This is a genomic window from Glaciimonas sp. CA11.2 (assembly GCF_034314045.1).
Classification (GTDB): domain Bacteria; phylum Pseudomonadota; class Gammaproteobacteria; order Burkholderiales; family Burkholderiaceae_D; genus Glaciimonas.
The window spans coordinates 2,859,059-2,879,117 of sequence record NZ_JAVIWL010000001.1 but is presented as its reverse complement, the minus strand read 5'-3'; the positions used below and the strand labels follow the sequence as shown (position 1 = coordinate 2,879,117).

The 20,059-nt window shown below is 50.0% G+C and carries 16 protein-coding genes; 4 read left to right on the top strand and 12 right to left on the bottom strand.

Features of this window, described 5'->3' with window-relative positions:
- Positions 1–65: 65 nt before the first annotated feature.
- Entirely contained in the window at positions 66–320 is a 255-nt protein-coding gene (rpsP, locus tag RGU75_RS12480) for a 30S ribosomal protein S16 (RefSeq protein WP_108439946.1), read from the bottom strand.
- Between the two features lie 440 nt (positions 321–760).
- Here rpsP and RGU75_RS12475 point away from each other — a divergent pair, with 440 nt between their 5' ends.
- On the top strand, positions 761–1,177 hold the full coding sequence (locus RGU75_RS12475) for a hypothetical protein (protein ID WP_322236364.1): 417 nt from the start codon (positions 761–763) through the stop codon (positions 1,175–1,177).
- A gap of 108 nt (positions 1,178–1,285) precedes the next feature.
- Here RGU75_RS12475 and RGU75_RS12470 read toward each other — a convergent pair whose 3' ends face one another.
- From RGU75_RS12470 to RGU75_RS12430, 9 genes are all read right to left on the bottom strand, one after another.
- Entirely contained in the window at positions 1,286–3,076 is a 1,791-nt protein-coding gene (locus tag RGU75_RS12470) for an acyl-CoA dehydrogenase (RefSeq protein WP_322240488.1), read from the bottom strand.
- Positions 3,077–3,286: 210 nt separating this feature from the next.
- Entirely contained in the window at positions 3,287–4,216 is a 930-nt protein-coding gene (locus RGU75_RS12465; RefSeq protein WP_322236362.1) for an electron transfer flavoprotein subunit alpha/FixB family protein, read from the bottom strand.
- A 219-nt stretch (positions 4,217–4,435) separates the two neighbouring features.
- Positions 4,436–5,185, bottom strand: a complete 750-nt coding sequence (locus tag RGU75_RS12460) for an electron transfer flavoprotein subunit beta/FixA family protein (protein ID WP_322236360.1) — start codon at positions 5,183–5,185, stop codon at positions 4,436–4,438.
- A 314-nt stretch (positions 5,186–5,499) separates the two neighbouring features.
- Entirely contained in the window at positions 5,500–5,733 is a 234-nt protein-coding gene (locus tag RGU75_RS12455; protein ID WP_108439951.1) for a sulfurtransferase TusA family protein, read from the bottom strand.
- Positions 5,734–6,106: 373 nt separating this feature from the next.
- Positions 6,107–6,634: an NUDIX domain-containing protein gene (locus RGU75_RS12450; protein ID WP_322236358.1), complete on the bottom strand. Its 528-nt coding sequence runs from the start codon at positions 6,632–6,634 to the stop codon at positions 6,107–6,109.
- A 159-nt stretch (positions 6,635–6,793) separates the two neighbouring features.
- The gene (gene alaS / locus RGU75_RS12445; protein ID WP_322236356.1) at positions 6,794–9,418 is read right to left on the bottom strand and encodes an alanine--tRNA ligase; all 2,625 of its coding nucleotides are present in this window, start codon (positions 9,416–9,418) and stop codon (positions 6,794–6,796) included.
- A gap of 310 nt (positions 9,419–9,728) precedes the next feature.
- A complete protein-coding gene (locus RGU75_RS23970) occupies positions 9,729–10,079 on the bottom strand; it encodes a hypothetical protein (RefSeq protein ID WP_416186812.1) in 351 nt (116 codons plus the stop codon).
- Between the two features lie 155 nt (positions 10,080–10,234).
- Positions 10,235–11,035: a glycerophosphodiester phosphodiesterase gene (gene ugpQ, locus RGU75_RS12435; protein WP_322236354.1), complete on the bottom strand. Its 801-nt coding sequence runs from the start codon at positions 11,033–11,035 to the stop codon at positions 10,235–10,237.
- 74 nt (positions 11,036–11,109) lie between these two features.
- Positions 11,110–12,171, bottom strand: a complete 1,062-nt coding sequence (locus tag RGU75_RS12430) for an alpha/beta fold hydrolase (protein WP_322236352.1) — start codon at positions 12,169–12,171, stop codon at positions 11,110–11,112.
- A gap of 195 nt (positions 12,172–12,366) precedes the next feature.
- Here RGU75_RS12430 and RGU75_RS12425 point away from each other — a divergent pair, with 195 nt between their 5' ends.
- From RGU75_RS12425 to RGU75_RS12415, 3 genes are all read left to right on the top strand, one after another.
- Positions 12,367–14,154: a glutamine--tRNA ligase/YqeY domain fusion protein gene (locus RGU75_RS12425; RefSeq protein ID WP_322236350.1), complete on the top strand. Its 1,788-nt coding sequence runs from the start codon at positions 12,367–12,369 to the stop codon at positions 14,152–14,154.
- A gap of 441 nt (positions 14,155–14,595) precedes the next feature.
- The gene (locus RGU75_RS12420; protein WP_322236348.1) at positions 14,596–15,105 is read left to right on the top strand and encodes a DUF1993 domain-containing protein; all 510 of its coding nucleotides are present in this window, start codon (positions 14,596–14,598) and stop codon (positions 15,103–15,105) included.
- 582 nt (positions 15,106–15,687) lie between these two features.
- Positions 15,688–17,586, top strand: coding sequence for a PAS-domain containing protein (locus RGU75_RS12415; protein ID WP_322236346.1), 1,899 nt, complete (start codon positions 15,688–15,690; stop codon positions 17,584–17,586).
- A gap of 48 nt (positions 17,587–17,634) precedes the next feature.
- Here RGU75_RS12415 and istB read toward each other — a convergent pair whose 3' ends face one another.
- Positions 17,635–18,405 (bottom strand): IS21-like element helper ATPase IstB, encoded by a 771-nt coding sequence (istB, locus tag RGU75_RS12410; RefSeq protein WP_322232626.1) that lies wholly within the window; start codon positions 18,403–18,405, stop codon positions 17,635–17,637.
- 11 nt (positions 18,406–18,416) lie between these two features.
- On the bottom strand, positions 18,417–19,940 hold the full coding sequence (istA, locus tag RGU75_RS12405; protein WP_322240175.1) for an IS21 family transposase: 1,524 nt from the start codon (positions 19,938–19,940) through the stop codon (positions 18,417–18,419).
- Between the last annotated feature and the right edge of the window lie 119 nt (positions 19,941–20,059).

Sequence of the window (20,059 nt, the reverse complement as noted above, 5' to 3'; positions counted from 1 at the left end):
TGTTGCGACCGGAGCCACGATAGTTGCTGAAGTAAGCGTAGACAAATCAGTTACCAGCTACAGAATTAAACTGCAGCTTTTTTACCAGCCTGGCTGACCAGACGAGCAACAGTTGGCGACATTTGCGCGCCAACGCCTTCCCAATGGGTCAGACGATCTTGCGCAATACGGAAGCTTTCCGAAGCACCAGATGCAACTGGATTGTAGAAACCCAGACGCTCGATAAAGCGACCATCGCGACGATTGCGCGAATCAGTTACTACGATGTTGTAAAACGGGCGCTTCTTAGCGCCACCACGAGATAAACGAATAACGACCATAATGATTCCAAAAAGTGTTGTCGAACACGGAAAAAGCCGCAAATTATAACGCAAGTTAGGCCAACCCTGCAACCTCGGACTATCCTACAGTGTCGCGGCGCTGCATCAATCGCGCTATAAAGGTGAGTTGCCAGCTCTAAAAGGGCTTCATTATAGGCTTACTGTGATTTTTTTTTAACGCTTTCCCTGCTCCGAGAGCTCGGTCGCGCCATTATGTCGCGCTAGTTTTTATAGGGCGCTTCCATACTTGTTTTAGATATACTGACGCCGCGATTTCCACCATACAACATCGCAACGGTTACGTTACACTACGGAGATAGTTAGCGCACCAACATCAATAACAGTTTGCGAAGCGCTGCTGACTTTTCATCTTTTCCCGATATCCGTTTCACTCACGGCCCCGTTACCGACAACGCAACACCCTATTGCCTCTCATTTCAATGACGACAAACCATAAAAACAAGACCTTCACCACCTTTATAACCACCGTATTTGGCAGCATTGGGTTACACAGATTTTATTTACACGGAGCAAAAGACGTTTGGGGCTGGCTGCATCTTGCCACATTGCCATTATCTTTATTAGCTCTCACACTGTGGCCTGAACAGCAAAAACTGTTTGTATTTGCACCTCTTATCGCCTCGGCATTAATTGCGATTCTGGAGGCATTGGTCACTGGCTTAATGCCTGATGAAAAATGGGATGCACAACAAAATACCAACTCAGGCAAAAAATCGGAATCGACATGGCTGATAGCATTAATTATCGTACTAAGTGTCGGCGTGGGCGCAATTGGCTTGATAGGAACCATCGCTCGCACTTTTGACCTGCTATTTACTGGTGGTTCGTACGGATAAAGAATGTTTAGTCAGGTATTGACTGTGCAAGTCTTGCATCCAGAGAAATGAGTAAATAAAAAGCAGCCTATGGCTGCTTTTTTATTTACTCAAACAAATTAACCCTGATTAAAATTGATCTTCAGTTAAGGCCATCACGCCTGCACTTCCGCTTATCACCGACGTTTGCAGTCCCGTCGATTGCGCCAATATATGATCGGCAAAAAACCGTGCAGTGCCTATTTTGGCGCGATAGAAGCTAGCGTCGCCCTCACCCGCCACTAATCTTTCTGAAGCAATCAAAGCCGACCGCCCCAATTGCCAACCGCCGAGGACAATGCCGGCTAACTTCAGGTACGGCACACTGCCGGCAAATACTGCTTTAATATCGCTTTTTAGATTTGCGACGACATAGTCAATTACCTGCTCCAATGCATCTGCTCCAATTGCCAATTGTTTGCCAATGGCAAGTAAATCAGCATCGCTACTAGAAGCCAATTGAACTTGAGTTGCTCTGACTTGCGCAACAATACCTTTCGCAACAGCACCGCCGTCGCGAGCAGTCTTACGGCCGATCAGATCATTCGCCTGAATCGCTGTTGTACCCTCATAGATTGTCAAAATACGTGCATCGCGGTAAAACTGCGCAGCACCGGTCTCTTCAATAAAACCCATGCCACCATGTATCTGCACACCGGTCGAGGCGACTTCAATCGACATCTCAGTAGACCAACCCTTGACGATAGGTACAAGGTATTCGTAAAACGCATGATTGGCTTTGCGCGTAGCCTCGTCAACGTGGTGATGCGCTATATCAGATGCCGCGGCTGTGACATAAGCCAAGGCGCGTGCCGCCTCAGTTTGCGAGCGCATAGACATCAACATACGGCGCACGTCAGGGTGATTGATAATGGCAACTGGCCCCGCTGATCCACTTAAATCGCGTGATTGCATACGGTCTTTGGCAAAACTCACCGCCTTTTGGTAAGCCCGCTCAGCGATGCCAACACCTTGCATGCCAACAGCAAAACGTGCGGCGTTCATCATGATGAACATATATTCCAGACCACGGTTTTCTAACCCAACCAATGTCCCGATTGCACCACCGTGATCGCCAAACTGGAGGACAGCAGTTGGACTTGCCTTTATGCCAAGCTTGTGTTCGATGGAGACGCAATGAACATCATTGCGATTACCAAGTGAACCATCCGCGTTCACCAGAAATTTCGGGACAACAAATAACGAAATCCCCTTTACGCCTTCAGGCGCATCAGGAGTGCGTGCCAACACCAGATGGACGATATTCTCGGCCATGTCGTGATCGCCAAAGGTAATGAAAATCTTTGTACCCGAAACCTTGAACGTGCCATCGCCTTGCGGCACAGCGCGCGTGCGCACTTGTGCCAAGTCGGAACCAGCCTGCGGTTCAGTCAGATTCATAGTACCTGTCCATTTTCCGGATACCAGATTTTCTAAATACATGCTTTTTTGCGCATCTGTGCCAGCCGTCATCAACGCTTCAATCGCGCCATCGCTTAGTAACGGACATAGCGCAAAGGACAGATTAGCGGCATTCAGCATTTCGATGCACGGTGTGGCCACGAGTTTTGGCAAACCCTGGCCGCCATATTCTTCTGGATGCTGAACTCCTTGCCATCCCGCCTCTGCAAATGACTTGAACGCCTCCTTAAAACCCTTGCTGGTAATCACATCGCCATCGCGCCAAAAGCTTGGCTCCTGATCTCCCGAGCGGTTCAGAGGTGCCACCACTTCGCTACAAAATCGGGCATTTTCCTGGAGTACTGCTTCGACAGTTTCCGGTGTCGCGTCTGCGCAACCCGGCAGTTGACTGACTTGCTCAAGCCCAGCGAGGGCGTTCAGGGCGAACAACATATCTTTTAACGGCGCGACATAACTCATCAAGTACTCCAAAAAAATGGGCAGTACCACTTCCGTAATACTGCCTTGGCGTTTTTGCAAACGTTCTCATTAATAGGTCTAACCGCCAGGTACCATAAAGTTGCAATTGAGCAGCAGCTAAGCAGCAATCAAGCTGCAGCTACCCAATGAGTTACCTGAATCCCAGACCAGTCTCTTTACACTTTGCTCAATATATTGTCGCGGTGACAATTAACCAAGTTCGGCCACAAATTGCGGAACGATCTCAAACAGATCACCCACGATGCCGTAATCAGCGACCGAGAAAATCGGAGCCTCTTCATCCTTATTGATTGCAACGATCGTTTTAGAGTCTTTCATCCCGGCGAGATGCTGAATCGCACCCGAAATACCGACCGCAATATAGAGCTGCGGTGCCACGATTTTCCCGGTCTGGCCGACTTGCCAGTCATTCGGCACAAAACCCGCATCGACCGCAGCCCGTGAAGCGCCCATCGCCGCGCCCAGTTTGTCAGCCAGAGGCTCCAATATCTTAAAGTTTTCTGCCGAACCCATACCGCGACCGCCGGAGACGATCACTTTGGCGGCCGTCAGTTCTGGACGATCCGATTTAGCTAGCTCACGCGATACAAACGACGACTTAGCAAAATCTGCAGCCGCAGTGATGTTTTCGACCGTGGCCGCGCCACCGTCAGCAGCTGCGTCAAAACCAGTGGTACGTACCGTAATCACTTTGATCGGATCAATAGATTGGACGGTAGCAATGGCGTTGCCCGCATAAATAGGACGCTCGAACGTATCTGGACTATCAACCTTAACGATTTCTGAAATCTGACCGACATCCAGACAGGCCGCGACACGTGGCAGGATATTTTTGCCGTACGCGGTTGCCGGTGCCAGGATGTGGCTGTAGTTAGCTGCCAGCGCAAGCACTTGCTCAGCGATATTCTCTGCCAAACCATCGGCGAAATAAGCAGTATCGGCGACTAACACCTTAGTGACGCCAACAGCCTTTGCCGCAGCTTGCGCCGCCGCGCCGCAGTCTTTTCCTGCCACTAGTACGTGGACTTCACCACCGCATTGCACTGCCGCAGTGATGGTGTTAAGGGTGCTACCTTTTAAGGTTGCATTATCGTGTTCAGCAATGACGAGAGCAGTCATGGTATCTCCTGATGATGGGTATTACGGTCGCCACCCATTAGAGGGCATCAAATGTTGTGCGGCGGCCGGCTGGTTTTCTTCGGGTGACAATGTTCGCGATTTATCGCGTTCGATCCTCACTTGTTTAAACGCATAAAGGTATTTTGCACAATGGGGCGCTTGCACACCACATCACTTTAATAGCAACAAATATGCGCCTTCAATACGCTCTATTAAGTCTTAAATTACTTTTGCTTCATTGCGTAACTTCGCAATCAACGTAGCAACATCCGGCACTTTGATACCGGCACTCCGTTTGGCTGGCTCTACCACTTTCAAGGTTTTCAATCGCGGCGTGACATCAACACCCAGATCAGCTGGTTTAAACACATCCAGCGTTTTTTTCTTGGCTTTCATGATGTTCGGCAACGTCACGTAACGTGGCTCGTTGAGACGCAAATCCGTTGTGATAATCGCTGGCAACGTCAGTGCAAGCGTCTCCAGGCCACCGTCTACTTCACGCGTCACTAACACTTTGCCTTCTTCCAGTACGACTTTGGAGGCAAATGTTGCCTGTGGCCAACCTAGCAAAGCAGCCAACATCTGACCGGTTTGATTGCAATCATCATCAATTGCTTGCTTACCAAGGATGATCAATTGTGGTTGCTCTTTATCCGCAATCGCTTTCAATAACTTAGCAACGGCCAGTGGTTGCAAATCAACATCCGACTCCACCAAAATCGCACGATCTGCACCAATTGCCATTGCTGTGCGCAGGGTTTCCTGGCATTGGGTAACGCCGCAAGAGATCGCGATCACTTCAGTGACCTTGCCGCCCTCTTTCAGACGCATCGCCTCCTCTACAGCGATCTCGTCGAACGGATTCATCGACATTTTGACGTTTGCAATATCAACACCTGTGCCATCGGATTTAACGCGCACTTTGACGTTGTAGTCGACTACACGTTTGACTGGAACTAATACTTTCATCGGTCTGCCTTTTAATTAAAAATTGAGAATCGAGTTGACGTTAACGTTAATTGATTATGCGATTATAAGAGAGAAATAGCTCCGCAACCAAAATTTAGCACGAACGTACTATTAATTTGTAGATGAAATTACCTAGAGGCGTGAACTAAAATAGGGAATCGAAATGGAGGCTAGAAAAGAAATAGCGAATTTGGTACGGCATACCAAAGCCTTGAATAGCGGTACAAGTGCAAGTCGCTTAATTACCATATTGACAATACAACTAACATGTTTCACCTGCGCCTTGAAATGCGTCTGATTCACAATAAGCGTGATTACTTACGTTTCATAAAGAAAACGTATTCTCTATTTTCTTCGCTTTGAGATAACAAGTCATTGCCGGTTTGTTTGGCAAACGCCTGAAAATCACGCACCGATCCAGAGTCGGTAGCTAACACTCGTAAAACTTGCCCGCTCAACATATCGGCCAGCGCTTTTTTTGTTTTCAAAATCGGCAGCGGACAGTGTAGACCGCGAGCATCAAGTTCTCTATTAAATTCCATAACCAGTTTGTATCAAAATTATTTTAACGTTGCTGCTTTTTGGCGATTCTACTCCAAACACTTGCCGCATGATGCATTGCAACAAAAATCCACCAGTTTTACAACAAATTCCGCACACCATGAATAAAAATCATAATTCTGATAATTTTTATTGCAAATCCCCTTATCAAATGCGTTCAACTGCTCGTTTCTGCTGCTTAATTATGCGCCCATTCAAAGCAGTTTGTTGAATAGGTTACATAAGAGAATGTACGACCGCATATTGAAAATTAGCTCTGAAATAACGCTACTCAACTCGCCCATATTGCTAGTTAAATAAAAAACCTCGCGCTAATGAATACGTCCTTGCACGCTACGTTTTTCCGACGAATAGTCGTGCTTAATCTACCAAAATAGGCCTATCCACAAACTCGACATTCAGCCCTTGTTGGCGCATCCATTCTGCCACGGCGTAACCAGTGCCGGCACGCCACGGCTTTAACTTGGCCGGCGATAACAGCCGATATTCCAGTAACTCTTCTGACAACTGAATCGTTCCCGAAGCTTTTACGTGATAAGCAATGATCAGTTCGTTCTTACGCATAAACTCATACACCCCGATCAATGTAATTTGATCAGCATCGAGATTCGTTTCTTCTTTTAATTCGCGGGCGATTCCCTGTTCTGGCGTCTCGTCACGCTCCATGAAACCAGTGATCAGCGCGAACATATTTTCCTGCCATGCTGCATTCCGAGCCAACAGAATTTTCCCATCGATCTCAACCACGGCGGCCAATACGGGCAGCGGGTTATCCCAATGCGTCCAGTGACCTTCCGGGCAGGATAACCGGGGTTTTCCTGCCTCGCCCTCATCTGCACGCAACGTCAAAGAAGCAGCACAGATCGGGCAAAATTTAAATTCACTCATCAGCAACCATTCGGCGAAATCAATCGCTCACCATTCATCTACAAGACAAAATGCCAACCGGCAGCATGCATTATTTCAGCCGCAAGCAAACACCAGGCAAGATTTAAGAGCGCCTCAAACCCGCTTCAAGTACTAGCCGCCGCTTGGCAAGGGGCATTTTTAGCCGCGTTCGCCAACCCACTTAACGACTCCTTGCAGCGCTGCCGCCAATCCGCTTGGATCAGTACCGCCAGCTTGCGCCATGTCAGGCCGCCCGCCGCCTTTACCGCCAACTTGCTGGGCCACAAAATTGACCAGATCACCGGCTTTTACTTTGGCAATCGCATCGGCTGTGACACCTGCGATCAAGCTGACTTTTCCGTCCTTGACGGTCGCCAACACGATCGCTGCGGTTTTCAGTTTATCTTTTAACTTATCCATCGTTTCACGTAAAGTCGCGCTATCCGCGCCTTCGAGCATTGCAGCCAATACCTTGATGCCGTTGACATCCACCGCCTGGTTAACCAGTTCATTACCCTGATTTGCAGCCAGTTTAGACTTCAACGCAGCCATCTCTTTTTCTAGCGCCTTAACGTGATCTTGCACCTGACCGATACGTTGCGTTAATTCTTCCGGCGGTGATTTCAACGCTGTCGCCGCTTCGGTGACACGGCTACTCAAGCTTTGAACGAGTGCCAATGCGCCAAGTCCTGTTACCGCTTCAATACGACGAATACCGGCCGCGACACCACTTTCTGCAACGATTTTGAACAAGCCAATATCACCAGTACGATTGACGTGGACACCGCCGCATAATTCGGTCGAAGAACCGATCGATAACACGCGTACTTCATCACCATATTTTTCACCGAACAAGGCCATAGCACCGCTTGCAACGGCGTCGTCGAATGACATCAAGGTGGCGCTGGTGGCGATGTTTTCCAACACTTCGCCATTGACTATGTCTTCGATCAGACGAATTTGATCGGCACTGACAGGCGCGTTATGACTAAAGTCAAATCGGGTTTTATCAGCATCAACCAACGAACCCTTTTGCGCCACATGCACGCCCAGCACCTCGCGCAATGCTTTGTGCATTAAATGCGTCGCTGAATGATTCCGGATAGTGCGTGCGCGTTGCGCAGTATCGACATTGGCACCAAGTTGATCGCCGACGTTCAGTGTGCCTTGCTCCAATCGACCATGATGGCCAAACACCTCGGCCTGAATCTTGAGGGTATCGGTCACCACAAATGTTGCCGTCGCTGTTTCAAGTACGCCGGAGTCGCCAGCCTGACCGCCTGACTCGGCATAAAATGGTGTGGTATCGAGCACGACAATCGCATTTTGACCAGCTTCGATTTTTTGTACCGCACTGCCATCAACGTATAAAGCTAACACTTTGGCATCGTGCGCCAGCGCGGTATAACCGACAAAATTTGTCTTCTCACCGCTATACTCAACGCCCGACGCCATTTTGAATTTACCACCAGCACGGCTAGCTTCTTGTTGACGTTTCATTGCGACGTCAAAACCAGCCTCGTCGAGCGCAACTTCACGCTCACGACAAATATCTGCAGTCAAATCAAGCGGGAACCCGAAAGTGTCATATAGCGTGAAAGCTGTATCACCATCTAATTTTTTAGGATTTTTTGCCAAGGCGGCTTCCAGAATTTTCATTCCGTGTTCTAGCGTTTCCCCAAAACGCTCTTCTTCCTGCTTCAAAGTTTGCTCAACGCGCTCGGCAGCTTCCGGCAATTCAGGATAGGCTGCGCCCATCTCTAAGACCAGATCTTTGACGAGTTTGTAGAAAAACGGTTTGGTTTGCTCCAGCTTATGTCCGTGACGTAATGCGCGACGGATAATGCGACGCAAGACGTAACCACGACCTTCATTACCGGGAATAACGCCGTCCACAATTAGGAACGCACAAGCACGAATGTGGTCGGCGATCACTTTCAACGAGTTATTTGTCAAATCGGCAACATTGGTTTCGCGCGCTGCTGCCTTGATCAAATTTTGGAACAGATCAATCTCATAATTACTATGCACGTGCTGCAATATAGCGGCCAATCGCTCCAAACCCATGCCGGTATCAACACATTGGCGCGGCAATGGCGTCAATGTCGCTTCACCGGTTTTGGCGTCGACCTGACGGTCAAACTGCATGAAAACGTTATTCCAGATTTCGATGTAACGGTCACCGTCTTGATCCGGACTGCCCGGAGGACCGCCCCAAATATCCGGGCCATGATCGAAAAAAATCTCAGAACAGGGACCGCAAGGGCCGGTATCTGCCATTTGCCAGAAATTGTCTGATGCAAATGGTGCACCTTTATTGTCGCCAATCCGGACAACGCGCTCTGGCGGTAGGCCGATCTCATTCACCCAGATATCGTAGGCCTCATCATCGGTCTCATATACGGTGGCCCAAAGCTTTTCAGCTGGCAAACCATAGACCTCAGTCAATAGTTCAAACGCCCACTTTAAAGAGTCGCGTTTAAAATAATCCCCGAAAGACCAATTTCCCAGCATTTCGAAAAAAGTGTGGTGGCGAGCGGTATATCCAACATTTTCCAGATCGTTGTGTTTGCCGCCTGCACGCAAACACCGCTGTACGGATGTCGCACGAACGTAGTTACGTTTCTCGGTACCGAGAAAGACGTCCTTAAATTGGACCATCCCAGAGTTGGTAAATAGCAGCGTCGGATCATTACCCGGCACAAGGCTGGAGGAACGAACCACGGTATGGTCTTTGGATTCAAAGAAAGTGAGAAACTTATCGCGTATATCGGCTGAGTTCATGTTCTTGGGCGAAAAAAAAGCGTGCAAGGGAAGTGTCATTTTGCAAAGCACTGATTATACGTGATACCAGCCACGCGCTTCAAAAAGCCGGGCGGCTGTCGGACAGTCAGACAAAGGGAGAAAAACGGGTTAGATGAGGACAAATTGTGGCCCCCGTTGCAATGCACGCAACGACCACACCATTTTGCGACCGCTTCCTGTCAGTCGGACAGCCCGACCTCCTATTGCAAAAGCCCATCAAAATCACTTTTGACGGGCTTTTTAAGAGAATATGGCGCAACCTCGCCAAACCCGAACTGCCAAAGGTTAATTAATGACCTGTATTAATCTTTCCAGTGGCTGATGCTTTGGCATGGTGACGACGATGGTGATGTTTTTTGCCGTGATGTTTAGGCGCCGGTTTAGCAGCCGGAGCGGCAGGCGCTGCCATTGTTGCTGCCGGCGCTGGTGCTGGTGGAACAGGTGCATTTTGCGCCATCACAGGCAGAGCGAAAGCAGCGACGATTACGGCGGCTAACAGTTTATTGATTTTCATTTTGAGTTCCTTTTCATCATCGTTGATTAAAAAAATACTATCTACTGCTGCGAAAAACTGGCGCTTACTCAACTTACTCAATTTATTGCTACCGTAATAAATCCTAATTAAGACGTTAACCAACAAAGGTTAAATTGAATAAGGTCAACCAGTGTGACCTGCCCCTTCTTAACGCGAGGTTAATCGCTGAGGTTGACATGAAACTCACAATAAGTTTTTTCCAGGCACTATTTAGTGTAATCCTTTATGCGTTTTCTAGCGCAGGTGCAACTTAAACGCTACTAAAGCGCCTCTTGATCAAACCTAACACTAGAGAAATCTGCCGAAATAAGGTCAATCCGGTCAGTGCAAAAACCATCAACGCCCCAAGCCAGTATTTCTCTGGCTCGCTTTACTGAATTGACGGTGTAGCAGAACAGACCAGCGCCTGATGCCTTAACAGCGCTCGCCTGCATTGGTGATAGATACTTGTGATTAGTATGGAGAGAAACCGCCTCCAACTCTTTTAGGCGCTCAAGCCAGTCATCTTTAACCGTGGTTGTCAAATAAGCCCTGGGAATCACTTCAGCAGCAATCTGTGCGGCGCGTAAGGCCTCTAACGAAAACGAAGATAACAACGGTAAATTAGCCGCGGTAGCAAGACTCGGTGAAACCCTGTGAGCCGCTGCCTCCACCTCAAAAACCGCGCGCGTCATTTGTGCCACGATGCGTCCGGTTTCGACCTCAAACCCTTCCACCGGTTTAATTTCTACATTCATCCAAATTCCGTGCTGCCGACAAAAGGCCATTGCCTGTTGATAGGTACAAACCGGTTCGCCGATGTACTCTGAGCCAAACCAACCACCAGCGTCCATGGCTGTCAATTGCGCCGTCGTAAATGCATTGACCTTGCCTACTCCCCTGACAGTGCGACCAAAAACCGGATCGTGCATCAAAATCGGCTCGCCATCTCCGGACAACATCACGTCGAACTCGACAGCGCGAAACCCGTGTAGAAGTCCGCAGCGCATCCCCGCCAGAGTGTTTTCGGGTGCTAACGTCCCACCGCCTCGATGGGCGACGATTTTAGGATACGGCCACATGATTATTTTCTCCCAATTAATTAACAACAGTCGAATGGTCAATCATTTGAATCATCGCCAACAGGAGCGCCCTATTACCTGTCGCTTACTCGAGCCTTTTCGATTTTAAGCAATACGCTATCAAAGAACCGCACGACTTGCTGTTCGAGCCTTAACAGGTAATTTGCTCTATCAAAGCCCGGGGGATCCTCTCCTGGGTCACCGGCATCTGAGTTCAACTGTATTAAAGGCGGTGCCATAAACGCGAAATGGCCAGCATTAGCGACCTCCTCAAAGACAGCCTGTGGCAGCCGTGCACGAAGCCAGTTTCCATGATATTTGGGTGTCAGTACCGTATCTTTTTGCGCAGTGACGATGTGAAGCGGCACGTCTAATCGCTTCAGGGAAGCCGGTGCGAACGCCAAACCAATTGGAGCCATCGCAAATACCGCATGAATGCGCGGATCACGTACGTCAAAATCAATTGCATCAGCATCAGCGTCAGTTAGCGTGGTATTTATGACCGAAGCTCCCGCTGAAGCCGATCCGGCAACCCTCTCTGCCTCGTTCGCCTCAAAACCAGTAACCTTGGCCAAGCCATGGGGATCACCGCCCAACTGACAAAACAATTGATCATCAATGGTGGTGGCGCAATGGTGCAGCATTTGCTGACGATCGGCCATCCCTCCGGCCAACGCCAAGACACTAAAACCACCGGCAGAATGCCCTAACGCACCGATTTTCAGTCCTACAATATGCGCGCTCCAATAGGAATCGATCAGCAAAGCATCCAACAAACGCGATAATTGCCGGGGCCGCTCGGAAAAATAATCGTCAGAAAGCACCAAAGAGCGATCATCCCAGTTATCTCCGGGATGTTGTGGTGCGGCCACGAGATAACCGTTTTTTGCTAATTGTATGGCAAGATTATAGTGAGCCAGCTGACTGCCGCCAGAGCCGTGCGACAATAAAATTACCCCTTTTAGGGGAAGTTCAGGTACCCCATTAAATGCCAAAACAGGCGCATACGGACCTAGCCGCATCATTTTGGCCGGGGATTTACTGGGATAAAACAGTGCAACCGGCATGGATGGATGATCGGCGCGACGCACTGTCATGGCGCGCATACCAGCGTTTTGGGTTGCGTCTGGAGGCATTGCTAAGTCCTTACGATGAGATGACTAAATTGTCTGTCATTTATCTTATTCACGCGCGGATTATTGACTGCGCCTGACAGGTTAACAAAAAACACCCTCTCAGAACTGACAAACCGAACGACAAACCACCTCGCTACGGTAAAATGCTTTTCATCTTTATACTTATTCCGCAAAGCGCTTGCGCAAAAAACATTCATGAGCAACGATCCCAAGAATATCCCCGCTAACGGTAATCAAGCACCCGCACCGACACCGTCCAACTTCCTGCGCACGATTATCGAAGCCGATATGACTGCGGGTGTCTACGCTGGTCGCAAGGATGGTCAGGGTCAAGCCATACCGTCCATCGTCACCCGCTTTCCGCCTGAGCCTAACGGTTACTTGCATATTGGTCATGCAAAAGCCATTTGCGTGAACTTTGGTTTGGCACGTGATTATGCTGGCCGCTGTCACTTACGTTTTGATGACACAAATCCGGAAAAAGAAGAGCAGGAATACGTCGACACCATCATTGATAGTGTCAGATGGCTAGGTTTTGACTGGAAAGATGCGACCGGCGATCACTTATTCTTCGCCAGCGATTATTTCGACCAGTTGTATCAAATGGCCGAATATCTGATCACCGCGGGTCTGGCCTATGTTGACAGCCAAAGCGCCGAAGATATGGCTGCCAATCGCGGCAACTTTGGCGAAGTAGGCAAAGACTCGCCATTCCGTCAACGCTCGCCAGAAGAATCGCTGGACCTGTTTCGGCGCATGAAAGCGGGCGAATTCAAGGATGGTGCGCACATCGTTCGCGCCAAAATTGACATGACGTCGCCCAACATGAATTTGCGTGATCCTGCGATTTATCGTATCCGCCATGCACATCATCATCGCACCGGCGACGCGTGGTGCATCTATCCGATGTATGACTACACACATCCGATCTCGGACGCGCTCGAAAACATCACCCATTCGATTTGCACATTGGAATTTCAGGATCACAGACCTTTTTATGACTGGGTTCTCGAAAAATTGAGCGATGGTGGCTTCCTCCAAAAGCCGGTTCCGCATCAGTATGAATTTTCGCGCCTGAATATTACTTACGTTGTCACCAGCAAGCGCAAGTTGCGTCAACTGGTGGACGAGAAGATTGTTGATGGATGGGATGATCCACGTATGTCCACGCTGGTCGGCATCCGTCGACGCGGTTATACGCCAGAATCGCTGCAACTATTTTGCGAACGCACTGGCGTCACCAAGTCGGACGGTTGGATTGATATGAGTTCGCTGGAAGGTGCATTGCGTGAGGATCTCGACCCAAAAGCCCCACGCGCAACCGCTGTGTTGCGCCCGCTCAAACTCATCATCGACAACTTCCCGGAAGATGAAATCGTCGAATGCCATGCACCTGTATATCCGCCAGCCCATCCGGATCACGCCACCGCGTTGCGTCACTTTCCCATGACAAAAAATGTGTGGATCGAACGGGAAGATTTCATGGAAACGCCAGTAAAAGGGTATTTCCGTCTGACGCCCCCGACTGAAGATAAAGCCGGTAGCCGCGTTCGTCTGCGCCACGGTTACGTGGTTGAATGTACCGGTTTCGACAAAGACGCCGAGGGCAATGTGACCGCCGTGCACTGCACCCGTTTCGAAGATAGCAAGAGCGGAACCGAAGGCAGCGCCAACTATAAGGTCAAGGGCAACATCCACTGGGTAAGCGTAGCCCACGCGTTAGAAGCGGAAGTCCGATTGTACGACCGATTATTTAGCGATCCGCATCCTGATGCGGGCGGCAAAGATTTCAAACTAGCCTTGAACCCTCACTCCAAAGAAGTAGTCACCGCGTATCTTGAGCCAGGCATGTCGGCTGCAATGCCCGACGAACGTTATCAATTTGAACGTCATGGCTATTTCGTCGCTGATCGGGTCGATAGCAGCGTTGGTAAACCTGTGTTTAACAGAACAGTGACACTGAAAGATAGTTGGGGTAAATAATTAATTGTCTTATTCCCTTATTGTAATTAATTATTTCAATTGACTATTATTTAATCGCTCATAGGTTTCCGCTACCATACTAATTAATGAATTAGTAAGGTAGTTGGTCACCCATTATCCGTACATAGCGCGTTGTCCGAGCTATTGGCTGGGCGTTGCTCCAGACGCAGATCCTTACTAAAAAACGTCAATAAAGCGTTTCTAGCTAAGCACACAATAGTACGTCGAAGTTACATCTATTTGTGCTTTTGCCTAATTCAAAACGGTTATCGGATCGATATATAGCGCTATCCGGATCAACAGCAGAGTCGGCCTGGTGGAGCGATCAAAGTGGAAGAGATGCGCAGGCTTTGATAGTCGGTGGCAATTTATTCACGAATTCGGGTAACCGGCTATACTTTCGTCACTTTCAAGTCGACTTCACCCACCAAGAGCTAAAAAATGACGATCTCAATGTACACCTCATCTATCCCCGTTTTCAAACAATTACTAAACGGTTTAAGCGACGTACTAAACAAAGCCGAAGCCCACGCTACCGAAAAGAAAATTGACGCTAACGCATTTCTTCAAGCACGTTTGTTTCCAGATATGTTTGCGTTGACGCGCCAAGTCCAAATCGCTGCCGATTTCGCTAAAAGCGTTTCCTCACGATTGGCGGGTATTGAAGTACCCGCTTACGACGATAACGAGCAAAGCTTTGCTGAACTGCAAGCGCGTATCCAAAAGACGCTTGCGTTTATCGAAGGTCTGACACCAGCGCAAATTGACGGCAGCGAAACGTTAGAAATCGTATTGCGTCCTGGCACACCGAAAGAAAAGAAACTGACAGGTCAGGTTTATTTGCTCCAATACGGTTTGCCGCAATTTTTCTTCCACGTCACCACCGCTTACGACATTCTGCGTCACAACGGCGTTGAAATTGGCAAGCGTGACTTCATGGGCGCCTATTAAACCCGAACGACGACATAAAATGCGAGAAATGATTTTGCTGTAGTCAGATAAATCATAAAGCGCGGCCTTAGGGTCGCGCTTTTTTGTTTACCAAGGTGATAAAAAGTAGAAAAAGTGTTATTTTAATCATAAAAAATTCAAGGTATTAACCCGAATCCTCTATAAAAGGTTTAACAAAAATGTAATTGTTAATAGTGCCTTTTTCCAGATGACGATATATTCATAAGACTGTACTATCATAAAATACACAATATAAAAAAAACCGACCGACTCAGGTCTATACAGACAATTAAGTTGCATTGCGACCGACTGGAACAGATGCAGCGTTAAACAATCATTCGCCACACACGGACTCCTTAGCTTAAGTGATTAGAAGCAGGTAGCAGTAACACAAGCAGCACATTCTCTCCTCACATGCCACAGAATAAGTTGAAGAAGACCATACTTTCGAGCGAGCAGACGTTAAAAGACCACAACCTCCTGGATGCACAATCACATCAGGAGTCGGGGAAATCACTACATCCGCAGACATTCCCCAACGTTTTATTCGTACGCCAGTAAGACCCTAAACAGGCACTTCGCATGCGTCGCTATTTTATGGCTGCCGGGACATCCTTGTTGGCGATTTGCCTGATGTTTGTTTGCTACTTCCAGGGCCTTCTGTCACTTAATTCTTTCTATCAAAGCAGCACGATGGTGTTGCTCGGAGTAGTCATTTTTTACGTATTATTCCGGAGCGGACTCAATCTCAAATGTCGAGATCCGAATCTGGCCCTTCCTCAAATGGGAGCGGCAACGCTGATCACGCTATACACCATGTACGCGGCGAACGGAGGACGGTCGGTATTTATCATACTTTTGCTGATGGCTTTTCTGTTCAGCGTTCTACAGTTCTCGAGCCGTGCCTTACTGATTTACGCTGCGAGTATTTTGGTCGCTTATGGCCTGATAATTGGACTATTGATACGATTTAAACCTCAATCCCTAGACTTGCGTCTCGAAGTATTGCAGTGGCTGACTCTCGCACTCACCTTGCCCTGGTTCGCTACCATGGGTAGTTTTATTAGTGGATTACGCAACCAGTTACGTAAAACCAACGCCGAACTTGCCAGTGTGTTGCAACAGGTTTTGGCCAGCGAATCAAGCCTGGCTGTGGCTCAGCGCACGGCTGGACTTGGAAGCTGGACGTTTGATCTCGTTCATCGCTCCGCTATTTGGTCGCTGGAAACCTACCGCTTGTTCGGCATTGACCCCACCCTTCCAGCACCGACGGACGCGCAGTTCCTGCAAATAGTACATCCCGAAGATCATACCCATTACTACACGTTGATGGACGCCACGCGCTCCGAGAGCGGCACCATAGACTCTCAATTTCGTATCATTTTGCCGACCGGTGAAATTCGCTGGGTCCACTTGCTAGGACAGTTAGTATTCGATGTCGCAGGGCCGACAACCTTCTTGCGCGGCACCGTCATGGATACCACCGAACATAATGCTCAGGAAGAAGCACTCACCCTTGCGCGCGATCAGGCGGCGGCGGCGCGCGCGTCGTTGGTAGATGCTATCGAAAGCCTGACCGAAGTCTTCGGGTTATTTGACGCCGATGACCGCTTGGTCTTATGTAATCGAAAGTTCGCCCGGAGTTATACAGATTTCGAACGATTCGAAGAAATCGCCGGGATGCGCTTTGAAGATATTGTGCGATCATCGCTTGCCAAAGGAGAAGTAATCGAGCCAGCATTTCACGGCAATGTGGAAGCGTGGGTCGCAGAACAAGTCCGGCGCCATCGCGACCCAAGTCACCCCACACACACATTACGGCTAAGCGATGGACGCTGGCTGGAGGTGACAGAGCAACATACGCGCAGTGGCGGCATTGTCGGCGTGGGTAGAGATATCAGCGAGCAGAAACAAAACCAGCAGCAACAGGCGATGGAATATACCGTCACCTTGTTACTGGCAAAATCCGAGACCCTTGAGGACGTTGTTCCAAAAATAATTCAGACCGTTTGCGAAACACTCGGATGGGACTGCGGTGCTTGCTGGCATTGGGATAGATCAGCACAAATCCTGACACGCGGTGAGTCATGGAGCGCGGCATCAAGCGATTTAAGCGCATTTGTCAGCATGGGCAAGCAACGTCCACCGGCCTCGATCATGCCCGAATTGATCCAACGTGTTTGGTCAACAGGCGAACCGCTATGGATCCCCCACGTTGCCGAACACGCCGGTTTCAAGCTTACACAGATGACATCCACAGCCGGACCGTTGGGCGCGTTCGCATTTCCAATCAAAATCGGTACTGAACTGTATGGCGTAATGGAATTTTACGCCCGTGATGTGCGCCACTCCGACCCCGCGCTGCTTGCAGTAACGCGATCTATAGGCTTGCAAATTGGTCAGTTCATCGGACGCAGAGCAGCAAAAGAAGAAATTTTGCGTATTCTGGTCAACGTGACCGCTCATTCTGGCCGATCGTGACCGCTGCGCCTGCGATGTTGTTACGCGGTTAAATTGTAATGTCTGCGGTCACGATGGGTCGATAGTTTTCTCCTTTTTGCTGGTTTTAGGTCGTTCTGCGCCACGCAGTGAATCGCCGGTCAGTGTCAGCCGATGATTGCGCTGCAGAATGCGGTCCAGGATGGCGTCGGCAATAGTGGCGTCGCCAATCCAGGCATGCCAATGGTCAACAGGAAGTTGACTGGTAATAATCGTCGCTCTGTTTGCCGCCCGGTCGTCAATCATCTCCAGCAAGTCGGAACGGGTCGTGCTGTCGATCGCGCCCATGCCCCAGTCATCAAGTACCAAGACATCGATCTTGGCGAGTTGGAGCAGCCATTTCCCAAAGCTGCCGCTGCCGTGCCGGATGCGTAGTTCTTCCTGTAGACGGGGTACGCGTTGATAAACAGCAGAGTATCCGCGCCGACAGGCGTACTGTGCCAGTGCGCAGGCCAGCCACGATTTGCCAGCACCGGTCGGTCCGGTAATGAGAATGCTGTGGCCAGCACTGACCCAATCTCCCAGCGCCAGACTCATCACTTCACGGCGGTCGATGCCACGCCCCGAGCGGGCATCAATGTCTTCAATCGCCGCTTGTGCGTATTTCAGGTGGGCGTTCTTAAGCAGGCGCAGGAGCTTGCGGTCATTGCGGCAATGGACTTCGCGATCAACCAAGAGTGCCAGACGTTCCTCGAAACTCATCGCCGCCATACTGGCCTGCGTCAATTGTTCCTCCAGTCCGGTCGCTAAGCCATCGAGTTTTAAGGTCCGCAATTGGGCCAGAGTGGTATGCATCATCATCGTTGACATCCTCATTGATAGTAATCAGGGCCACGCACATGGGCATGGTCAGGACTGACCCAATCGCCAACTGGGGCACACGGTGTGCGATCACGGTTATTTTTGAGAATGTCACGGACGTGGCGGTATTGGCAGGCACCGAGCTGTAAGGCCAGCATGCATCCTGCTTCAAGACGTGGCTTGCCGTAGCGCTTGGCCAATGACAGCAGACCAAGACAGGCACGGTAGCCGTGCTCGGGATGTCTGTTCTCGGCCATCAGACGCGTCACCGCCTCCGCTGTCGCCGTACCGATGGTCTGTCCCCAGTGAATCAGTCGCTGTGGCGTCCATTCCAATTGCGCACGATGCGCCACCGGCATATGCAGGGTGTCGGTGGTGAACCCGCCTTCGCCACTGTTGCGCGGATGACTGGCGACACGTTGACCGCGATGCAGGATTTCCACTGTCGTCGCTGTCATCCGGGCTTCCAGCACCTGACCGACCAGGGCTTGCGGCACACTGTAGTGATGGCGGCCGATCTCAACGTGGTAATCGTTATGCACCCTGACAGTCTTGAAATGCGCCATCTCATAACATTGCAATGGCAAAGGCCGTAGCGCCGGGACATCGAGTTGGGCAAACGCACTGGCGCGACTACCGGGTAGCTTCTGAAACGGCTTATCGTTAAGTACGCTCAGCAGCGGTGCGATGGCGACATCGACCTCGTGGACGCTGCTAAATTGCTGATGTCGCAGACGCGCCATGATCCAGCGCTCGACGATCTGCACTGCTGATTCGGCCTTCGCTTTATCCTGAGGATGACGCGGACGGGCTGGCAAGATGGAGGTGCCGTAGTGGCGCGCAAAATCGCGTACGGTGTCGTTACTGCGTGGTTCGTAGCGATTGGCGTCGGCGATCATAGCCTTCGGATTATCGGGAACAATCAACTGCGGTACCCCGCCGAAGAAGCGCAGCGCACGCGCTGTCGAAGTGAGCCAGTCGGCCATCGTCTCACGCGGCGTAGCACAGGCATAGGTGTAGCTCGATGCGCCCAGAGCAGCGACGAAGATGTGGGCACGGCTACCATCAGTGAGACCGATAGTCGGACCAGCATAATCAATGAACAGTTTCTCGCCAGCCCGGTGAATCTGGCGCATAGAGCGTTTGAGCTGTTTGGCAAACTGCCGGTAATTCACGCAGAACTGTGAGTAGGCATAGGTCTGGTGCTGGGCATAATCGGCACGATACTCTTCCCATAGCAACATCAGCGTCATCCCCTTGCGCCGCAGTTCGTGATGCAGCCTGGCGTAATCTGGCTGGACATGGTCTCGGGTCCGTTCTGGCGTGACCAAAAGCCGGTGCGCCAACTCGGTGTCGTCTACATCTTGCACCGCCGACCAGTCCAAACCGGCAACGGCGGCCAGGCCGACATACTTGGTGACGACTCCTTTTGAAATCCCCAGTGCTGCGGCAATCTGCTGGTGCGATAGTTTGGCATCCAGTTTTAAACGTAATACGTCTTTTATCTTACGCATAGTGATCCTTTGTACGGGCACGTTGTCTCCAGACAAACTGGAAGCGTACCCGTTCGGTTGCTCTATGCGTAACATCATCACGGTGCTGTACGACACCATTCCGGTATCGTGACCGATGATTCTGCTATCGTGACCGCCGA

Coding starts and splice junctions, on each gene's coding strand:
- rpsP (WP_108439946.1), bottom strand. CDS start 320: ATGGTCGTTATTCGTTTATCTCGTGGTGGCGCTAAGAAGCGCCCGTTT.
- RGU75_RS12475 (WP_322236364.1), top strand. CDS start 761: ATGACGACAAACCATAAAAACAAGACCTTCACCACCTTTATAACCACC.
- RGU75_RS12470 (WP_322240488.1), bottom strand. CDS start 3,076: ATGAGTTATGTCGCGCCGTTAAAAGATATGTTGTTCGCCCTGAACGCC.
- RGU75_RS12465 (WP_322236362.1), bottom strand. CDS start 4,216: ATGACTGCTCTCGTCATTGCTGAACACGATAATGCAACCTTAAAAGGT.
- RGU75_RS12460 (WP_322236360.1), bottom strand. CDS start 5,185: ATGAAAGTATTAGTTCCAGTCAAACGTGTAGTCGACTACAACGTCAAA.
- RGU75_RS12450 (WP_322236358.1), bottom strand. CDS start 6,634: ATGAGTGAATTTAAATTTTGCCCGATCTGTGCTGCTTCTTTGACGTTG.
- alaS (WP_322236356.1), bottom strand. CDS start 9,418: ATGAACTCAGCCGATATACGCGATAAGTTTCTCACTTTCTTTGAATCC.
- ugpQ (WP_322236354.1), bottom strand. CDS start 11,035: ATGTGGCCGTATCCTAAAATCGTCGCCCATCGAGGCGGTGGGACGTTA.
- RGU75_RS12430 (WP_322236352.1), bottom strand. CDS start 12,171: ATGCCTCCAGACGCAACCCAAAACGCTGGTATGCGCGCCATGACAGTG.
- RGU75_RS12425 (WP_322236350.1), top strand. CDS start 12,367: ATGAGCAACGATCCCAAGAATATCCCCGCTAACGGTAATCAAGCACCC.
- RGU75_RS12420 (WP_322236348.1), top strand. CDS start 14,596: ATGACGATCTCAATGTACACCTCATCTATCCCCGTTTTCAAACAATTA.
- RGU75_RS12415 (WP_322236346.1), top strand. CDS start 15,688: ATGCGTCGCTATTTTATGGCTGCCGGGACATCCTTGTTGGCGATTTGC.
- istB (WP_322232626.1), bottom strand. CDS start 18,405: ATGATGATGCATACCACTCTGGCCCAATTGCGGACCTTAAAACTCGAT.